The 18,992-nt window shown below is 69.6% G+C and carries 18 protein-coding genes, 1 tRNA gene and 1 pseudogene; 7 read left to right on the top strand and 13 right to left on the bottom strand.

Annotated elements, in window-relative coordinates; all coding sequences use genetic code 11:
• Positions 1-109: 109 nt before the first annotated feature.
• From JOE64_RS04045 to JOE64_RS04025, 5 genes are all read right to left on the bottom strand, one after another.
• Complete coding sequence (locus JOE64_RS04045) at positions 110-442, bottom strand: Rv3654c family TadE-like protein (protein WP_204963070.1); 333 nt, start codon at positions 440-442, stop codon at positions 110-112.
• A complete protein-coding gene (locus JOE64_RS04040) occupies positions 442-780 on the bottom strand; it encodes a TadE family type IV pilus minor pilin (RefSeq protein ID WP_204963069.1) in 339 nt (112 codons plus the stop codon). The genes JOE64_RS04045 and JOE64_RS04040 overlap by 1 nt, the downstream gene beginning before the upstream one ends.
• Entirely contained in the window at positions 777-1,016 is a 240-nt protein-coding gene (locus tag JOE64_RS04035; RefSeq protein ID WP_204963068.1) for a DUF4244 domain-containing protein, read from the bottom strand. The genes JOE64_RS04040 and JOE64_RS04035 overlap by 4 nt, the downstream gene beginning before the upstream one ends.
• Before the next feature lie 88 nt (positions 1,017-1,104).
• Entirely contained in the window at positions 1,105-2,061 is a 957-nt protein-coding gene (locus tag JOE64_RS04030) for a type II secretion system F family protein (protein WP_239531697.1), read from the bottom strand.
• The gene (locus JOE64_RS04025; protein WP_204963067.1) at positions 2,058-3,143 is read right to left on the bottom strand and encodes a TadA family conjugal transfer-associated ATPase; all 1,086 of its coding nucleotides are present in this window, start codon (positions 3,141-3,143) and stop codon (positions 2,058-2,060) included. The genes JOE64_RS04030 and JOE64_RS04025 overlap by 4 nt, the downstream gene beginning before the upstream one ends.
• 378 nt (positions 3,144-3,521) lie before the next feature.
• Here JOE64_RS04025 and acs point away from each other — a divergent pair, with 378 nt between their 5' ends.
• A complete protein-coding gene (acs, locus tag JOE64_RS04020; protein WP_204963066.1) occupies positions 3,522-5,486 on the top strand; it encodes an acetate--CoA ligase in 1,965 nt (654 codons plus the stop codon).
• Positions 5,487-5,531: 45 nt separating this feature from the next.
• Here the strand turns inward: acs and JOE64_RS04015 are convergent, their stop codons facing one another.
• Positions 5,532-6,257 carry a TetR family transcriptional regulator gene (locus JOE64_RS04015; protein ID WP_204963065.1) on the bottom strand — a complete coding sequence of 242 codons (726 nt, stop codon included), beginning with the start codon at positions 6,255-6,257 and terminating at the stop codon, positions 5,532-5,534.
• Between JOE64_RS04015 and JOE64_RS04010 the strand changes: the two genes are divergently transcribed.
• Both JOE64_RS04010 and JOE64_RS04005 read left to right on the top strand, forming a co-directional pair.
• Entirely contained in the window at positions 6,256-8,211 is a 1,956-nt protein-coding gene (locus JOE64_RS04010) for a hypothetical protein (protein ID WP_204963064.1), read from the top strand. The genes JOE64_RS04015 and JOE64_RS04010 overlap by 2 nt on opposite strands.
• Positions 8,212-8,417: 206 nt before the next feature.
• Positions 8,418-8,708 (top strand): annotated as a pseudogene (locus JOE64_RS04005) (AMP-binding enzyme); the annotation flags it as partial.
• Between the two features lie 31 nt (positions 8,709-8,739).
• Here the strand turns inward: JOE64_RS04005 and JOE64_RS04000 are convergent.
• The 3 genes from JOE64_RS04000 to sp36 all read right to left on the bottom strand — a co-directional run bounded on the left by JOE64_RS04000 (position 8,740) and on the right by sp36 (position 9,881).
• Entirely contained in the window at positions 8,740-9,111 is a 372-nt protein-coding gene (locus JOE64_RS04000) for a PLD nuclease N-terminal domain-containing protein (protein ID WP_204963063.1), read from the bottom strand.
• Between the two features lie 72 nt (positions 9,112-9,183).
• Positions 9,184-9,657 (bottom strand): RidA family protein, encoded by a 474-nt coding sequence (locus JOE64_RS03995; RefSeq protein WP_204963062.1) that lies wholly within the window; start codon positions 9,655-9,657, stop codon positions 9,184-9,186.
• Entirely contained in the window at positions 9,654-9,881 is a 228-nt protein-coding gene (sp36, locus tag JOE64_RS03990) for a Sp36 family protein (RefSeq protein ID WP_204963061.1), read from the bottom strand. The genes JOE64_RS03995 and sp36 overlap by 4 nt, the downstream gene beginning before the upstream one ends.
• Positions 9,882-10,014: 133 nt before the next feature.
• Between sp36 and JOE64_RS03985 the strand changes: the two genes are divergently transcribed.
• The 4 genes from JOE64_RS03985 to JOE64_RS03970 all read left to right on the top strand — a co-directional run bounded on the left by JOE64_RS03985 (position 10,015) and on the right by JOE64_RS03970 (position 14,690).
• Positions 10,015-12,591 carry a transglycosylase domain-containing protein gene (locus JOE64_RS03985; protein ID WP_204963060.1) on the top strand — a complete coding sequence of 859 codons (2,577 nt, stop codon included), beginning with the start codon at positions 10,015-10,017 and terminating at the stop codon, positions 12,589-12,591.
• Positions 12,588-13,541, top strand: a complete 954-nt coding sequence (locus JOE64_RS03980; protein ID WP_204963059.1) for a metallophosphoesterase — start codon at positions 12,588-12,590, stop codon at positions 13,539-13,541. The genes JOE64_RS03985 and JOE64_RS03980 overlap by 4 nt, the downstream gene beginning before the upstream one ends.
• A gap of 63 nt (positions 13,542-13,604) precedes the next feature.
• Positions 13,605-13,681 (top strand) — tRNA-Pro (locus JOE64_RS03975).
• Positions 13,682-13,913: 232 nt separating this feature from the next.
• Positions 13,914-14,690, top strand: coding sequence for an HAD-IIB family hydrolase (locus JOE64_RS03970; RefSeq protein WP_204963058.1), 777 nt, complete (start codon positions 13,914-13,916; stop codon positions 14,688-14,690).
• 32 nt (positions 14,691-14,722) lie between these two features.
• Here JOE64_RS03970 and JOE64_RS03965 read toward each other — a convergent pair whose 3' ends face one another.
• The 4 genes from JOE64_RS03965 to JOE64_RS03950 form a co-directional block, all read right to left on the bottom strand.
• The gene (locus tag JOE64_RS03965; RefSeq protein WP_204963057.1) at positions 14,723-15,994 is read right to left on the bottom strand and encodes an alpha-hydroxy acid oxidase; all 1,272 of its coding nucleotides are present in this window, start codon (positions 15,992-15,994) and stop codon (positions 14,723-14,725) included.
• Between the two features lie 28 nt (positions 15,995-16,022).
• Positions 16,023-16,742 carry a FadR/GntR family transcriptional regulator gene (locus JOE64_RS03960; RefSeq protein WP_204963056.1) on the bottom strand — a complete coding sequence of 240 codons (720 nt, stop codon included), beginning with the start codon at positions 16,740-16,742 and terminating at the stop codon, positions 16,023-16,025.
• Between the two features lie 97 nt (positions 16,743-16,839).
• Positions 16,840-17,442 (bottom strand): thymidine kinase, encoded by a 603-nt coding sequence (locus tag JOE64_RS03955; RefSeq protein WP_204963055.1) that lies wholly within the window; start codon positions 17,440-17,442, stop codon positions 16,840-16,842.
• Positions 17,443-17,455: 13 nt separating this feature from the next.
• The gene (locus JOE64_RS03950) at positions 17,456-18,928 is read right to left on the bottom strand and encodes a malate:quinone oxidoreductase (RefSeq protein WP_204963054.1); all 1,473 of its coding nucleotides are present in this window, start codon (positions 18,926-18,928) and stop codon (positions 17,456-17,458) included.
• Positions 18,929-18,992 lie beyond the last annotated feature (64 nt).

Here is an 18,992-nt window from a genome sequence, read left to right as displayed (position 1 = left end):
ATCGCGCAGCGGCCCTCTCCGTTCCGGAGGGGGCCGCTGGGTCGTAAGCGCACGTCCTCGCGCTCGAGTCGACGGTCACGTCGTCACCCGGTTCGCGACGCCGGCGATGTCACGGGTCCCGCGCGGCGGGGTCGGGGCCGGCGCGCGCTCGGGCGCTCGCGGTGAGGACTCCGACGCCGACACTCACCTGGACCGTCGCCACGGGTCCGTCGACGTCACATGCCGACAGGCTGCCCCCGGCAGCGACGGCGACCTCGGCGGCGCGGTCGCAGGGCACACCGGACACACCTCCCGACACCGTGTCGGCCGCGGCAAGCGCCGCCGCATCCGCGGCCCCGGCGGCGCGCGCTGCGCCGATCGCAGCGACGCTCATCGTCGATCCGGCGACGGCGAGGACCGCCGTCACGCCCAGCACGCCCGCCACCGCGGCAACGCCCGACATCAGCCACCCCCGGAGAGGGCACACGAGCGCGCCGTGAGGTCGGGCAGCGGCACCGCGAGCCCCAACGGAGCCGACACCGTCACGCAGATGAGATCGCCCTCCATGGAAACGGCATCGACCGCTCCCCCGGCGACGGTCGAGACGATGCCGGCGACGCGGGCATCCGCCTCGCCGCGCGCGGAGAGCCGGGCTGCCTGCGCCGCCGCCTGCTCGAGTCGCACCTGACGGCCCGCGGCGGCGAGGGTCCCGGCCGCGAGGGCGACCACGAGCAGGACGGCGGGGACGACGACCGCGAACTCGGCGGCCGCCGCCCCGCGGTCATCGCCACGCACGCTCACGCCACCGTCAACGCACGCCGGACGAGATCGGTGAGGATGCCGCGCACTTCATCGGATCGCATGATCATGACGAGCAGGCCGGCGAAGGCGACGGCCGCCATCGTCGCGACGGCGTACTCGGCGGTGGCCGCGCCGTCCTCGTCGTCGAACAGCGCGGCAGCACGGCGGCGTGTGAGCGGGGGCAGGTCCGGGAACCCGCGGCGGTCGGCCGGGGCGTTCGGGGTGCGGATGGTCATGACGACTCCTTCGGTTTGCGCAGGATTGCGGACGGGGCGGGCACGATCGGAAAACGGAGGCGCGAACGCACGGACGGACGAGGCGCGCTCATCGGCTCGCCAGAGCCGGCGCGGAGCCGGCGAGAACCGACAGCAGCATCGGCGCCACGCCGAGCAGCAAGAAAGCCGGCAGGGTGCACAGCCCCATCGGCAGCAGCAGCCGCGCGCTCAGCCGAGCGGCGCTGAGGCGCCCGTCGGTGCGCGCGCGACGCCGACTGTCGGCACCGGCCGCTCGCAACAGCTCGACCGCGGGGGCGCCGGAGCGCTGCGAGAGCGCGAGCACGTCGCGCACGACGTCATCCGGGTCGCCTCCCCCGGATGCCACGACGACGGCGAGTGCGCGCTCCACCGAAGCCCCGCTCGACAGCGCGATCGCGACCGTGTCGGACGAGACGCCGGGGAGCGTCGCCGGGGGCTGCGCCCGATCGACCAGACGCCTGCTCCAGCGCCGCGCGGCGAGCATGAGCGCGAACCCAGCGACGACACAGGCGATGCCCGCGGGCTGGGTCACACTCGTCATCACATCGAACCCGAGAGCGACGCCGAGCACGATCGCGACCAGCGGCAGCCATGCGACCAGCCGGGCGGTGGCCGCCGGATCGGCGAGCGCGACAGCGACGTCGTCGCGCGTCTGCTGTGCGTCGCGGAGCGACTCGGCGAACCGTCGCAGGCTCGGGGCCAGCGGAGCACCGACGGTCTCCGCCACCCGCCAGGCGACGGCGACATCTCCCCACGCGTCACCGCGGGCGGCGAGGATGTCGCCCACGGCCGTCCCCGGAGGGGCCTCGGCGATCTGCAGGGCCAACGGCTCGCCGACCTCCGCGAGCAGCTGCCACGTGCGGGCGGGGGCGACACCCGCGTCGAGCAGCACGGCGACGCGCTGGATGACGGATGCCACATCGACCGCGTCGGCGGGAACATCATCGTTCCGCTCATGATCGCGCGCAGGATGCTTCCGCTCGCGCAGGCGCGCCCATCCGCGCCGTCGGGTCGCGGCGCCGCTCATGTGATCGCCTCCACGGCGAGTCGGCCGTCCTCGAGTACCGGGCGGGCGAATCCGGCGATGCGGCGCACACCGTCCGGGCCGCGCTCGACGTGCACGACGACCCCGATGGCACTGACGACCTGTCGCGCCGTGGCCTGCGGATCGAGGCCCGCGAGCGCACCCAGCGCGTCGAGCCGCGCAGGAAGGTCGCGGATCCCTCCGGCGTGGACCGTTCCCGCCCCGCCCGCGTGCCCGGTGTTGAGCGCGGTCAGCAGCTCGCGCACCTCCTCCCCGCGACACTCCCCCACCACGAGGCGGTCGGGCCGCATCCGCAGTGCCTCGCGGACGAGGCGGGCGAGCGAGACGGCACCCGCCCCTTCGAGGTTCGACTGGCGGGCCTCCAGACCCACGTGATGCGGATGCGCGATGCGCAGCTCGGCGACATCCTCGATCGTGACGATGCGCTCGGTGGCCGGGACGCGCCCGAGGAGAGCGGCGAGCAGCGTCGTCTTCCCCGCTCCCGTCGCGCCGGTGACCAGCAGGTTCGCCCGCTGCGCCACCAACGCCTCCAGACGAGTCGCGGTGACGGCATCGAACATACCTCGTCGCCCCAGATCGTCGAGGTCGGGCAGGTCGGTCGACGGCAGCCGGATGGAGATCGCCGCGCCGGAACATGCGACCGGGGGCAGCACCGCGTGCACACGCGCGCCGTGTTCCCAGCGCACGTCGACGAGGGGGGTCCCGTCGTCGAGGTGGCGACCGCCGATCCCGATCAGAGCGACGGCGAGCGCGCGCAACTCGTCTGCGCCCGCCGTCCACCCGGTGACGCGCTCGATCCCCCGGCCCCGGTCGACGAAGAGTCCATCGGCACCGTTGACGAACACGTCGGTCACGGTGGGGTCGGCGAGCAGATCGCGCAGCGGCTCGATCGCCGGGTGATCGGGGAGCGCGCGCCGAGGCAGGGGGATGCCGGCATCCGCCCCGCGACCACCGCCGGACGCACCCGTCGCGGGCACGTCGCGCGAGGTGTCGCGCGGGCTGAGCGCGCCCGCCCTCCGCACGGCCTCGGGGACCCGCCTGCGGGCGATGAACGGTTCGGACATGCCCCGACGGTAGGTCGACCCGCATCACGGGATCGGCCCGCGGGAACGAACCGTGGACAGCGGGAGCGAATCGTCGCCTGGGGAGGAAGAGGGCGGCATCCCATCGGGGGAAACGGGATGCCGCCCACACGACACCCGCGTGGGGGGAGCAGATGTCGCAGTGCCAGAATCAAGAGTTCGGCCGCTCACGAGCGTACGCAGGGAGCTTCGACCTCCCCAAGCCGAAAGGGCCCGAACCGAGCGATATATCTCTGAGTGGGCGCGCTCCGCGCGCTCCCTCCTTTCGGCGGTGGTGACCCGTCCGACGCATATGGCTAGATGTCCTCATTCGTCCACGGGCCCGAGCCCGGGAACCATCGCCGCAAAGGAGCGCGCCTGATGAGCAGCCAGATCGATCACCTGCTGACCGAGAACCGCCGGTTCGCACCGTCGCCCGAGTTCGCCGCGAACGCGGTCGCCACCGCCGACCTGTACGCGCAGGCCCACGCCGATCGCGAGGCGTTCTGGGCCGAGCAGGCCCGCGCGCTGCATTGGCACACGCCGTTCACCGAGGTGCTCGACTGGTCGAACCCGCCGTTCGCCCAGTGGTTCGCCGACGGCGAGCTGAACGTCGCCTACAACTGCCTCGACCGCCACGTCGAGGCCGGGGCGGGCGATCGGGTCGCGCTGCTGTGGGAGGGCGAGCCGGGCGACGAGAGGCGCATCACCTACGCCGAGCTCACCGATGAGGTCAGACGCGTCGCGAACGTCCTCACCGACCTCGGCGTCGAACAGGGCGACCGGGTCGCGATCTACCTGCCGATGATCCCCGAGGCGATCGCCGCGATGCTCGCCGTGGCGCGCCTCGGTGCGATCCACTCCGTGATCTTCGGCGGCTTCTCGGCCGACAGCCTGCGCACCCGCATCGACGACGCCGGCGCGAAGCTCGTGATCACCTCCGACGGCGGCTATCGCAAGGGACGCGTGTCACCTCTGAAGCCCGCCGTCGACCAGGCTCTCGCCGACCGCGGCAACGGGCCCCAGGGCACCGTCGAACACGTCCTCGTGGTGCGCCGCACCGAGAACGAGGTGGGCTGGACCGAGGGTCGCGACATCTGGTGGCACGACACGGTGCCCCAGGCATCCGCCGACCACGTCGCGCAGCCCTTCCCCGCCGAGAACCCGCTGTTCATCCTGTACACCTCAGGCACGACGGGCAAGCCCAAGGGCATCCTGCACACCTCCGGCGGCTACCTCACGCAGGCGACGTTCACCAACAGAGTCGCGCACGACCTGCACCCCGAGACGGACGTCTTCTGGTGCACGGCCGACATCGGATGGATCACCGGGCACACGTACGTCACCTACGGTCCGCTCGCGAACGGCGCCACCCAGGTGCTGTACGAAGGCACGCCGGATACCCCGCACCCCGGCCGCTGGTGGGAGCTGGTCGAGAAGTACGGCGTGACGATCCTCTACACTGCTCCGACGGCGATCCGCTCGTTCATGAAGCTGGGGCGCGAGATCCCGCAGCGCTTCGATCTGTCTTCGATCCGTCTGCTCGGGTCGGTGGGCGAGCCCATCAACCCGGAGGCGTGGATGTGGTACCGCAACATCATCGGCGCCGGCACCGCCCCCATCATCGACACCTGGTGGCAGACCGAGACCGGCGCGATGATGATCTCGGCCCTGCCGGGCGTCACCGAGACCAAGCCCGGCAGCGCGCAGGTGCCGCTTCCCGGCATCGGCGTCGATGTCGTCGACGAGTCGGGCGAGCATGTCGGAAACGGCAACGGAGGCCTGCTCGTCCTCACGAAGCCGTGGCCGTCGATGCTGCGCGGCCTCTGGGGTGACCCGGAGCGGTTCGTCGAGACCTACTGGGAGAAGTTCCAGGACAAGGGCTACTACTTCGCCGGTGACGGCGCCCGCCTCGACGACGACGGGGACGTCTGGTTCCTCGGCCGCGTCGACGACGTCATGAACGTCTCCGGTCACCGCCTGTCGACGACCGAGATCGAATCGGCTCTCGTCGGGAACGAAGCCGTCGCCGAGGCGGCCGTCGTCGGGGCATCCGATGAGACCACCGGCCAGGCGGTTGTCGCGTTCGTGATCATCAAGCAGAGCTATCTCGACGCGCACTCGCCGGAGGGTCTGGCCGGCACGCTGCGCCAGTGGGTGGGCGAGCAGATCGGGCCGATCGCGCGCCCGCGCGACGTCTACATCGTCGGGGAACTCCCCAAGACCCGGTCGGGCAAGATCATGCGCCGTCTCCTGCGCGATGTCGCCGAAGGCCGCGAGGTCGGCGACACCACGACCCTCGCCGACACGGCCGTGATGAGCGTGATCTCGGCGCAGGTGAAGTAGCGGCGGTCCCGAACGCCTCGTACCGCTGATCGCGGTGCGGGGCGTTCACCGTGCGGGTATGCTCAGCGCCCTCATCCGCTCGCGCACCGTGCGAAACACGGCGGGGTCGAACGGGAAGTCCCCGCCGTCCTCACCCACCAGCCGCATAACCTCGTCGCCGAGCGTGATGGAGAAGTTCACGATCATCCGCGCCTCCGTGGCGTGATTGGCGTGCGCCAGGCGAGCCGATGCCGGATGTGCATCGAGCCAGTTCTCGATCACGTCCTGCAGTCCGGCGCGGCTCGTCCCGGCCGCCCACGACACCGTCGTCGTCGTTCCCGGCTCCCGGGCGAAAAGCGCGAACCGCTTGCGCAGCAGTTCGTCGTCACCCTGCCCACGGACGGTCTCCATCACGATCCGCGAGGCGGCGATCACGAGGTCGTCTCGGTGCGCGCTCAAAATGCGCTCGGTCAGGACAGGGTCGTAGACCAGGGCGGATCCGAAGATCGCATGCTCGAGCGAGGGGAAGTAGTTGAAGAACGTACTGCGCGACACCATCGCCACTTCGCAGATGCGGTCGACCGTCACGGCGTGAACGCCTTCCTCATAGGCGATTCCGACCGCGGCCTCCTCCATGGCCCGACGCGCGACGCGCATCTTCTTCTCGCGGAGCCCTTCCGTCATCGCCGTCCCTCCTCTCCCTTCATCCCACCCTAGGTCGATCTCCCTGGGTTGCGTAAAAGTTTGGACTGAGTCCATACTTAGCCACGAACCATCGGAAAGGATCGCCATGCCCCACCCCGTCGCACGACGACGTCGGAATCTGGTCTCCCCGCTACGCACCGCAGGTGTGCTGTCCGTAGCCACCGGCCTTGTCTTGATGGGGCTGCCCGCCGTCGCCAGCGCCGCGGAGTCCGAAGCAGGCCACATACTCATCACGACGACTCTCTCCGACGGGACGGCATCCGCTCCGCTCGGCGGCGCGACGGTGACCGTGCTCTCCACCGGCGAGCTCGACCAGGTCATCGCCACCGGAACCACCTCGGCAGACGGAACGGTGTCCGTGCGCATACCCGCGACGGACACCAGCTTCATCGCCGAGGCGTCCTGGCCCGGTGCTGTCGGCGACCTCCTCGAACCCACGGCGAGGAGGGAGTTCAACCCCACGCGGGGAGATGCCGTCACCGTCCCGCTGGAGGGCTCCTTCGGTGAGATCAGCGGCGCGGTGACCGCGACGTCGGATGCCTCCCCTCTCGCCGACCTCTCGGGCGCGAGCATCACCATCCTCAGTGGGGGCACGGCAGTGCAGCGCGTCGCCGTCGCCGCAGACGGCACATTCCGATCAGGCTCATTGCCGACGACATCCACCGACGATTACAGCATCCGCTTCGAGCCGGCCACGGGATTCACGCTCGCGGATGCGCAGCCGTCGGACAATCCCGCCTTCGCGCTTCCCCGAGGCGAAGAGAGCCCCAGCCTCGTCGATGTGGCCCGCTCCTTCGCGCTCATCTCGGATACCGCGGCACCGACCCCCACACCCTCAGCCACCCCGACACCGACACCCACGCCCACCGCCACCCCGACACCCTCACCCACCGCCACCCCGACACCCACACCCACGGACGTCCCGACACCGACGCCCTCACCCACAGCCACCCCGACACCCACACCCACACCCACACCCACACCCACAGCCACCCCGACACCCACACCCACACCCACAGCCACCCCGACACCCTCGCCCTCCACCAACCCGGTACAGAAGGCCTACGTCGCGGTCTTCCAGCGTCCGGACGATGTCGGTCTCACCGGCGCTTTCAGCAGCATCTCGGAGCCCGAGCTTGCCGCCCTGCTCGCGGCCGCGGCGGGCACACCGAATGTCACATTCCCTCTCCTCAACGGCTCGGGACAGGCGCTCGGTCTCGCGGAGCGGCCGTCTAAGAACGAGGCGGCCGCCGCATACCAGCTGCTGTCGCCGGTGGTCTCCAGGCTGCCGGGCGTGACCGTGAACGAGATCTCGCTCACCGCGTTCGATCTCGAAGGGGCTCTGCGCGCTGTCCAGGATCAGCGTGTCCGGCTGCTCGACCAACAGCTTTCCTCCCAGGTCACGGATGTGCAGAAACGCAACGCCCGCGTGGTCACGCTCAACGCGGCCATCACGGCCCTGAACGCATACGTCGCCGGGCCGACTGATGAGTCGCTGGCCACTGCGATCGCGGCCGCACGCCCGGCCGTGGGGTCGCACGTTCTCCTTTCGGCGAAGTCGGACTCCACCGAGGTGAGAACGGCCGCTGCCGACCTCGTCGCAACGCTGCGCATCGAACTCGACGCCGTCACGAACACTCAGCAGATGGATGTGCTGCGACTGGCCGGCTTGACCGACAAGCGCAGTGAAGCGTTCGACCTGATGTCCTCACTCCTGACGAAGATGCAGGGTTCGCGGTCGTCCATCATCGGCAACATGCGATCGACCCCGGTATCGCTCGGCACTGTCCAGTGGGACAGCGCCGCCATCACCGGCGGCTTCAACCTCACCGGCGTCACGGACGGGGAGCACCACCTTATCCTCAGCTTCGACGACATCGGCCTCACCGTCGTTGCCGCGGTGACCGTGCAGCGCAATCAACTCGCCGCGACCGGAGGCGAGTTGAGCCCGGCGCTCTGGGTCGGGCCAGCACTGCTCGTGCTCGGAGCGGGCGCACTGATCGGCTCATCGCTCCGGACGCGGCGCCGAACACGCGTCTGATGCGGTGACACGGGCGGAGGCCGCCGGCGCCATCGGCGCGGGCGGCCTCGGGCGAGCTCGAGCTCGAGCTGGCGATGCTCCCCGTCGTCCGCGAGACTTGTCGCGGTCTCCTCACCGGACCGGGCATCAGGACCGACGACGAGAATGACAACGTCGCCCCTCTCCGCTCAACCCCAACGAACCGATCGCTGACGCATACTTTGGCAACAACCGGCCAGGCGGTGGTTGCGTTCGTCATCGTCAAGCGCAGCTACCTCGATGCGCATTCGCCGAAGGGTCTGGCCGACACCCTGCGCAAGTGGGTCGGCGAGCAGATCGGCCCGATCGCCCGCCCCCGCGACATCTACATCGTCGGCGAACTGCCGAAGACCCGCTCGGGCAAGATCATGCGACGCCTCCTGCGCGACGTCGCCGAAGGCCGCGAGGTGGGCGACACGACGACCCTCGCCGACACCCTCGTGATGTCGACGATCCAGGGCCAGGTGGGCGGCAGGTAGCGCTGCGGACGGCCGAAGAGGGCGGCGCGGGTCAGTCCGCGCCGCCCTCTCTCGCGGCACGGCGACGACGGATCTCCGCTTCGAGGTGGGCGGCGCGCTCCTCGCGCTCCAGATCGGCCAGCTGCTGCTCGGTCGTGCGGGTGTCGCGCGGGCGGGATGCCGGTGCGGGCTGCTCCTGATCCTTCGACCACCGACGCGGGTCGCCGAAGCTCAGGGCCTCGGGTGCTGCGCCCCACTCACGGCCCAGGGCGAACCAGAGGATCGACCCCACGAGCGGCAGCAGCACGATGAAGATGATCCACGCGAACTTCGGCAGGTGGCGCACCTGGTCGTCGCGGCGGGTGATGGCGTCGATCAGCGCCGAGACCATGACCACGAAGACGAGCAGAGCGAAGATCGGCATGCCCCACTCTGTCGGGCCGCGGCGGCGCAGCGCAATGCCTCGGCGCGCTCCCGCCGCGCCGACCCGCGCGCGTCAGACGAACGCGAAGACGACCTCGACCTCGACGGGAGAGTCGAGCGGCAGCACCGGAACCCCCACCGCGGAGCGGGCGTGACGACCGGCGTCGCCGAAGATCTCACCGAGCACCTCGCTGGCGCCGTTGATGACGCCGGGCTGTCCGGTGAACTCCGGCACGGATGCCACGAATCCGGTGACCTTGACGACGCGGACGACCTTGTCGACGCCGCCCACGGCATCCGCGGCGGCGGCCAGCGCGTTCAGCGCGCTCTGACGGGCGTAGTCCTTGGCGTCGGCGGCCGGCACGAGCCCGTGTCCCTCGCCCACCTTGCCGGTGGCGGGGAGCGCACCGGCGATCATCGGCAGCTGACCCGATGTGTAGACGAGGTCGCCGTGGACGGTCGCCGGGATGTACGCCGCGACGGGAGGCACGACGGGGGGCAGCTCGATGCCGAGTTCGGCGAGACGGGCGCTGATCGCGGCGCTCACGCCTGCCCCTCCGCCCCGGTGAACTGCTGCGCGGCGACCGCGGCGGCGCCGAGACCGGCGTTGGCCGCTCCGCCGCCGGTCGGGCGCTTGAAGTAGGCGACCAGCCCGCCTTCGGGGCCGGGGACGATCTGGACGAGCTCCCACCCCTGCTTGCCCCAGTTGTTGAGGATCGCTGCGGTGTTGTGGATGAGCAGGGGCGTGGTGAGGTACTCCCACGTGGTCATGAAGCCTCCTCAGGCGACATCGGAGTCGAGTGGTCGGGCAGACGGATGCCCGGGCGTGCGGCGCCCGCGGAGGCCGTTCCCCGGCATCCCCCCGTCAAGGGATCGCACAGGGTTCTCCCCTACCATCAAGCCTATGCCTCATCTCAAAAGGACGGCCACCGGCGTGCTCGGCGGCCTCGCCGGCCTGGTCGGCCTGAGCACCGTGGCCGGTGTTCTCATCGCCTCCACGGTGACGCCCGCGATCGCGGTGTCGGGCTACGCCGCGACCGGCGCCCTGGACACGTTCGACAACATGCCGAGCTTCCTGCAGATCGACCCGCTGATGCTTCCGACGGAGATCTACCGCAAGGATGCCAGCGGCAACGACGTCGTCATGGCCGAGTTCTACGACCAGAACCGCGTGCCGGTGACCTTCGACCAGGTGAACCCCGTCATGTACGACGCGATCACCTCGAGCGAGGACAAGAACTTCTTCACGCACGGCGGCGTCGACATCGTCGGCACGCTCAGCGCGCTCGTGGGCAACGCCTCGAACGGCTCGAACCGCGGTGGATCGTCGATCACCCAGCAGTACGTCAAGAACGTGCTCATGCAGAACTGCGAGTCGAAGGCGACCACCGACGACGAAGTCCAGGCCTGCTACTCCACGACGACCGTGAACAAGGGCTCGGAGGGCTACCAGCGCAAGGTGCAGGAGATGCGCTACGCGATCCAGCTCGAGAAGATGTACTCGAAGGAGCAGATCCTGCTCGGGTACCTCAACATCACCAACTTCGGCGGTCTCGTCTACGGGATCGGTGCCGCCTCGGAGCACTACTTCGGCATCCCCGCCGCGAACCTGTCGATCGCGCAGGCCGCGACGATCGCCGGCATGGTGCAGGCGCCGAACGTCTACCGCCTCGACATGCCCAACGGGTCGACCACCGACAAGGACGGCAACGCCGTCAACAGTGCCGCCGACGGGTACTCCCTCACCCTCGATCGCCGCAACTATGTGCTCGGACGCATGCTCGATGACGGCAAGATCTCGCAGGACGAGTATGCGGCGGCCAAGGCGAGCCCGATCGAGCCGCACATCACCGACCGCGCGCAGGGCTGCCAGACGGCCAGCGGCGCGGAGTTCTTCTGCGAGTACGTGCGGTCGGTCCTGCTCACCGACCCCGCGTTCGGCGACAGCGACGACCAGCGCGCCGCGAACCTCCGTCGCGGCGGCATGAAGATCTACACGACCCTCGACCCGACGCTGCAGGATGACGCGCTCAAGGCCATCTCGGTCGTGCCGGCGCACGTGGACTACATGAACCTCGGCGCTTCCGGCGTGCAGGTCGAGGTGGGCACCGGCCGCATCCTCTCCATGGTGCAGAACCGCCCGTACTCCATCGAGGACTCCGGGGTCAACGGCCCCACGACGCAGGTCAACTACAACGTCCGCGCCGCGAACGGAGGCGGCGGTCACTCCGCCGGCTCGACGTACAAGATCTTCAGCCTGCTCAACTGGCTCGAGCAGGGGCATTCCGTCAATGAGACTCTGAACGGTCGGGTCGGCCCGAAGAAGATCGACCAGTGCGACGGCACGATCCAGAACGTCGTCGCGGGCAACAACGGCAACGGGCAGATCGGCAACTTCGAGAACAATCCCGGATACTCCGGCACGGTGTACAACTTCACCCGCGACTCGCTCAACTCCGGCTTCCTGGCGATGGCCGAGAAGATCTCGGTGTGCAGCACCAACCGTCTCGCGATGAAGATGGGCGTGATGTCGGGCGACGGCAGCCCTCTGGACACCACCAACTTCGCCTACAACGTGCTGGGCGACCAGGCCGTCGCCCCCATCGACATGGCGCAGGTCTACGCCTCCGTCGCCGCGAACGGGTCGCTGTGCCCATCGAAGGCGATCGACAAGGCTCTCGACCACGACGGCAAGGACATCACCCCGCAGCGCACGTGCAGCCCGGCGATGAGCGATGCGGTCGCCAGCACCGCCGCGTACACGCTGCAGGGCGTCATGACCGGCACCGGATCGGGCGCCCAGATCGGCGACGGCGTGCCGGTGTTCGGCAAGACGGGTATCCACGAGTACCTGCACACCTGGATGGACGGGTCCTCGACCAAGGTCGCGACCGTGGTCTGGGTCGGGAACGTCGAAGGTGACGCACTGCTCAGCGACTACTACGAGAGCGGCTATCAGCTCTCGCGCATCCGCAACTCGATCTGGCCGGCGATGCAGGGCGCGGCGAACGCCAAGTACGGCGGCGACCGGTTCCCGTCGCCCGACTCGGCCCTGACGAAGAACGTGCTCACCGACCTTCCCTCCGTCATCGGCATGACGGTCGACCAGGCGACGCAGACGCTGCGCACGGCCGGGTTCACGGTGACGGTCGGCGATCAGGTCAACGGTGTCGAGGCCGCCGGAACGATCATCCAACAGGACCCGGGTGCGGGACGCGTCGCCGCTGGACAGACGGTCACGATCCGCCCGAGCAACGGCCAGGGGGTCTCGGTGCCCGCCGTCAGCGGCAAGCCCAACGATGCCGTCAACGCGTTGCGCGGAGCAGGCTTCGGACAGGTGACGACAGCGTGCACCGCCGTGGATTCGGCGACCGCCGAGGGAACCGTCACCGGAACCGATCCTGCGCCGGGCTCCGTCGTCGCGCGAGGCTCCGCCATCACGGTGCAGTACCAGGCGAAGACCTGCGGCTCGCGCCCGTGACCTCCGGACGCCGCGTCGCCCTCGCCGCTGTCTCGGCGGCGGGGGCGACCGCTGCCGCCGCCGCTGTCTGGGGCACGTGCATCGAGCGCTACCTCTTCACCGTGCGCCACCACGATCTCGCCGTCCTGCCGGCGGGTTCGCCGACGCTGCATGTGCTGCATCTCTCCGATGCCCACATGGCCCCCTGGCAGCGTCGCAAGCAGTCGTGGATCGCACGCCTCGCCGAAGAAGTGCAGCCCGACCTGGTCGTGAACACCGGCGACAACCTCGGGCATGCCGACGGACTCACCGGCATCCGTCGCGCCTTCGCACCGCTGCGCGGTGTGCCAGGGTTCTTCGTGCACGGCTCGAATGACGTCGTCGGCCCGAGCGCGCGCAATCCCCTGCGCTACTTCTCGGGCCCGTCGACGCAGAAGCGGCGCGTCGAGCGCCTGGACACACCGGCGCTGGATGCCTTCATGGCCGACGATCTCGGATGGTCGGATCTCAACAACACGGCAGCCGCAGTCACAGCCGCCGGGGTGCGGATCGACGCTTTCGGCGTGAGCGACGCGCACCGCGACTGGGACGACCTCGACGCCCTCCCCGCCGCCATCGACGCGCTCTCGCCGGTTCCGCGTTCTGCGAAGACCGCTGCCTCCGATCTGACTCTGGGCGTCACCCACGCGCCCTATCGGCGGATCCTGGATCGGTTCACGGACCTCGGCGCCGATCTGCTGCTGGCGGGGCACACGCACGGTGGACAGGTGCGCGTGCCGTTCTCGCGCTCGGCACTCGTCGCGAACTGCGACATCCCCCTCGATCAGGCGCGCGGGCTCAGCACCTGGGACCACGACGGACGCCGTGTGCCGCTGAACGTCTCGGCGGGACTCGGGCATTCGATCTACGCCCCCGTGCGCTTCGGCTGCCGACCCGAGGCCTCGGTCCTGACCCTCCGCGCACGGTCGTGAACACGAATTCGCGTTCTCGATTCGGCGCTACGGCTCCGACGGGGTAGACTCGGAGGGGTGCCACGGGGTGTGGCGCAGCTTGGTAGCGCGCGTCGTTCGGGACGACGAGGCCGCAGGTTCAAATCCTGTCACCCCGACCAGCACGACGAAGGGGCCGATCCACGGATCGGCCCCTTCGTCGTCTCCTCATCTCAGGGGGCGCACGAGCACCTTCGCGTGCACGCCGTTCCGATAGACTCTCGATCGGCCCGGCCCCCGCGGATCGGAGTCCGATCCGGTCGACCGGCCGGCACCCCCACGCATCGACGCTCCGCAGCGGACCGCCGTCCGGGCACGGAGCCTCGGAGCGCTCACGCACCGGATGGGACCCCGATGACCGACACGCCCCGCGCCCCCCGCCTCGTCGCGTTCGACCTCGACGACACGCTCGCGCCGTCCAAGAGCCCCATCGACCCCCGCATGGGTGAGTTGCTGCTCGCGCTGGCCGACCGCGTCGAGGTCGCGATCATCTCGGGCGGTCAGCTGCAGCAGTTCCAGATGCAGGTCGTCGAGCGCCTGCCCGAAGCCGATGCCGCCCTGCGTGACCGGTTCCATCTCATGCCCACGTGCGGCACCCAGTACTACCGCCTGACCGCTGACGGCGTGCGCACCGTCTACGCTCACCGCCTCACCGACGACGAGAAGTCCCGCGCGTTGACGGCCGTCGAGGAGGAGGCCCGCCGCCTCGGCCTCTGGGCCGAGGAGACCTGGGGGCCGATCCTCGAAGACCGCGGCTCGCAGATCACCTTCTCGGCGCTGGGGCAGGCCGCTCCTCTCGACGCCAAGGTCGCCTGGGATCCGACGGGCGAGAAGAAGAACACGCTCCGCGACGCCGTGGCCGCACGCATCCCCGACCTCGAGGTGCGCTCCGGCGGGTCGACCTCCGTCGACATCACCCACCGCGGCATCGACAAGGCCTACGGAATGACCCGTCTGGCCGAGGTCACCGGCATCCCGCTCGACGACATGCTCTTCGTCGGCGATCGCCTCGACGAGCACGGGAACGACTACCCCGTGCGGGCGATGGGCGTCACCTGCCAGGCGGTCGAAGGATGGCCCGACACGGCCACCTTCCTCGAGGGACTCATCCCCACCCTCCCCACTCGCTGAGCGGGCCGATCCGACCGATCAGACCCGCGCGGTCAGATCCGCATGGCCGCGGCCGGGGACGGCGCTGTGACCCCGGAGACGGGTGTCAGCCGCTGCAGCTGGGTGACGTGGCGGGGTTCGAGTTCGGCGAAGGACGAGACGCCCAGCAGGGTCATGGTGCGTTCGATCTCCGCGCGCAGGATCTGGATCGTTCGGTCCACACCTCGACGACCCCCGGCCATGAGGCCGTAGAGATAGGCGCGCCCGATCAGCGTGAACGACGCACCGAGCGCCATCGAGGCGACGATGTCCGCACCGTTCATGATCCCGGTGTCCACCATGACCGTGGCATCCGCCCCGACCTCGCGGACCACCTCGGGCAGCAGCCGGAACGGCACCGGTGCCCGATCGAGCTGACGCCCCCCATGGTTGGACAGCACGATGCCATCCACCCCCAGATCGATCAGCCGCACCGAGTCCGCGACGTTCTGCACACCCTTCACGACGATCTTCCCCGGCCACATCGACCGGATGACCTCGAGGTCCTCGTACCCGATCGTGGGATCCATCGCCGCATTGAGCAGCTCCCCCACCGTGCCGCCCGTGGTCGTCAGCGACGCGAACTCGAGCTTCGGGGTCGTGAGGAAGTCCACCCACCACCACCGACGCGGAATCGCGTTCACGATCGTGCCGAGCGTCAACTGCGGGGGAATCGAGAACCCGTTGCGCTTGTCCCGAAGCCGCGCGCCCGCGATCGGGGTGTCCACCGTGAACATCAACGTGTCGAATCCCGCTGCCGCAGCCCGCTTCACCAGGCCGTAGGAGATCTCACGATCCCGCATGACGTACAGCTGGAACCAGTTCCGACCCTCCGGATTGGCCGCACGGACGCCCTCGATCGACGTCGTCCCCAATGTCGAGAGGGTGAAGGGGATGCCCGCCGCCCCCGCAGCCCCCGCACCGGCGACCTCGCCCTCGGTCTGCATCAGTCGCGTGAACCCGGTCGGCGCGATCCCGAACGGCAGCGCCGACCGGCCCCCGAGAACCTCCACCGACGTGTCGACATGCTCCGCCGGGCGAAGGATGTCGGGATGGAACTCCACGTCCTCGAACGCCTGGCGCGCCCGCGCCAGCGAGACCTCACCCTCCGCGGCGCCATCCGTGTAATCGAACGCCGCTTTCGGTGTGCGTCGCTTCGCGACCCGACGCAGATCCGCGATCGTCAACGCCCCCTCGAGCCGACGTTTCGTGGCATCCCACTCCGGACGACGGAACTGCATCAGCTCCATCAACTCGGGAATCTTCGGCAGCTGGCGCTGGACCATGATCGACCTTCTTCGGAGTGGGGGCGTATCAGATCGGAGAGGGGGTCGGCAGTCCCGCATCGGAGTAATAGCCGGTGATGTGGGCCCGCAGCAGCCGCTGCGCGCTCTCGTTGTCGCCCCGCTCGATCGCGGTGACGATGTCGGCGTGCTCACGCCGCAGACGGGCGGCCGTCGCCTCCCAGTCCACGATCCGCCCGGCTCCGCCGCGGATGTAGCTCTCGATCGTCTCGCGCAGGCCCGCCATGGTCGCCGAGACCACGACGTTGCCGGATGCCTCGGCCAGCCGCACATGGAACTGCGAGTCGAGGGCGAGGAAGTCGTTGATCGACAGCCCGTCCGCCTCCATGGCATCCAACGCCGCATGCACGGCGCTGAGATCGGCGTCCGGCTGGCCGGCGAGGCGGGCGACCGCCCACTCCTCCAGCAGCAGACGCGTCTCGTACACGTCGGGGATCGGGAAGCCGTGCGCCGCGACCTGCAGGCGCAGCAGTTGGGCGAGGCCGCCGTGCGGGGTCGCCGTCACGATGGCTCCCGCCGTGGGACCCGACCCGGTGCCGGTGCGGATGAGCCCCATGACCTCGAGCACGCGGAGCGCTTCGCGGACGCTCGATCGCCCCACGCCGAGCGTCGAGGCGAGCTCTCTCTCGGGCGGCAGACGATCACCGGGGCCGAGCCTGCCCTCGAGCAGGTCGCCTTCGATGGATTCGAGCACGACGCGCCAGGCGCGCGCGGGCGGAGAGTCGGTCATCGTCGCCTTCCGGGTTGGTCAGACCACGGTAACCCACCGCCATCCGCCGACCAAGCGGTGCGCCTCACGGCGCAACACACCGGTGCACGCGCGTCCGTCAGCTCAGGCGCCCGCCGGACTCCCGCAAATAGCATTCGGCGCACATCGACTCGTACGTCACCTTCTGATGCGAGAGCTCGTCGATCGCCACCTGGTCGCCGTCGAAGACGAAACGCCCCCCGACCAGACGGGCGTTGTAGAGCGCCTTGCGCCCGCACCGGCAGATCGTCTTCAGCTCTTCGAGGCTGTGCGCGAGTTCGAGCAGACGCGCCGATCCCGGGAACGCCCGGGTCTGGAAGTCGGTGCGGATGCCGTAGGCGAGCACGGGGATGCGCTCATCGACCACGAGTCGCAGCAGGTCGTCCACCTGCGCGGGGGCGAGGAACTGCGCCTCGTCGATCAGCACGCAGGCGAGGTCTCCCCCGAGCTTCTCGCGATGCTCCGCGACGAGCGCCCGGACGTCGTCGTCCGGTCCGATCAGGAAGTCGACCGGACGGGAGACCCCCAGGCGGCTCGCGATCCGGTCGGCGCCCTTCGTATCGATCTCAGGTTTGGCGAGCAGGACGTGCTGGCCGCGCTCCTCGTAGTTGAACGCCGCCTGCAGCAGCGCGGTCGATTTGCCGGAGTTCATCGCTCCGTAGCGGAAGTAGAGCTTCGCCATGGGCCCCGGCGGATCAGACGTTGATCTCGAGCGCGGCCGCCGTCTCGGCGACCGAGGCCCGAGCAGCATCCGGACGCCCGTTCAGCGTCTGACCGTAGCTGGGGATGAGCGCCTTCAGCTCCGGCTCCCACTGCGCGATCCGGTCGGGGAAGCACGTCTTCAGCAGGCCCAGCATGATGGAGGCCGCCGTCGAGGCGCCCGGCGAGGCGCCCAGCAACCCCGCGATCGAGCCGTCTGCAGAGGTGACGACCTCGGTGCCGAACTGCAGCACGCCGCCCTTCTTCGGGTCCTTCTTCATCACCTGCGCGCGCTGACCGGCCTGCAGCAGCTCCCAGTCCTCGTCCTTCGCCGTGGGCATGAACTCGCGGAGCGAATCGACCTTCTTCGCGTGGTTCTTCAGCAGCTCACCCACGAGGTACTTGATGAGGCCGGGGTTGTCGATGGCGACCTTCAGCATCGGACCGATGTTGCCCGGGCGCACCTGCGCCACGATGTCGGTGATGCGTCCGTTCTTCAGGAACTTCGGGCTGAACGTCGCGAACGGACCGAACAGCAGCGACGCCTCGCCGTCGACGACGCGGGTGTCGAGGTGCGGCACGGACATCGGTGGCGCACCGACCGAGGCCTGCGAGTAGACCTTCGCCTTGTGCTGCGCGACGATGTCGGGGTTGGACGTCTTCAGCCACTGGCCGCCGATCGGAAACACCCCGTACCCGGAGATCTCCGGGATGCCCGAGGACTGCAGCAGCTTGATCGCCCAGCCACCGGCCCCGACGAACACGAACCGCGCGTCGAGCGAGCCGGGCGTGCGTCCGAGCGTGCGGCGGAACGAGATCTTCCACGTGCCATCGGCGTTGCGGCGGAGTTTGCGCGCCTCGATGTTGGTGAGCACCTCCACACCTTCGCCCGAGAGGTGGTCGAAGAGCTGGCGGGTGAGCGAGCCGAAGTCGACGTCGGTGCCGGCGGGCACCCGCGTCGCGGCGAAGGGCTCGCCCTTGCGTCGGCGCTGCATGAGCAGCGGCGCCCACTGATTGATGACGCGCGAGTCCTCGGAGTATTCGATGCCCGCGAACAGGGGCTGGGTGCGCAGCGCCTCGTAGCGCTTCTTGAGGTAGGCGACATCCTTCTCGCCGCGCACGAACGTCATGTGCGGGGTCGCGTTGATGAACGTCGACGGCTCGTCGAGGATGCCGTGCTCGATGAGGCTCGCCCACAGCTGACGGCTCTGCTGGAACTGCTCGTTGATCGCGACGGCCTTCGCCGGGTCGACCGAGCCGTCCGCGCCTTCGGGCATGTAGTTGAGCTCGCACAGCGCCGAGTGACCGGTGCCCGCGTTGTTCCACGCGTTGGACGATTCCTGAGCGACTTCGCTCAGCCGCTCGAGCACGACGATCTTCCAGTCCGGCTGCAACTTCTTCAGCAGGGTTCCCAGGGTGGCACTCATGATGCCACCACCGATCAGGACGACATCGACGGGTTCGCTCACGATGTCCCAGTCTAGGCGGGGTTATCTCCGGCCTCCGCCGCCATGGCATCCGTCGTTCGAGAAC

This window comes from Microbacterium dextranolyticum, from assembly GCF_016907295.1.
GTDB classification, from domain to species: Bacteria; Actinomycetota; Actinomycetes; order Actinomycetales; family Microbacteriaceae; genus Microbacterium; species Microbacterium dextranolyticum.
This window is presented reverse-complemented; position numbering and strand designations above follow the sequence as displayed.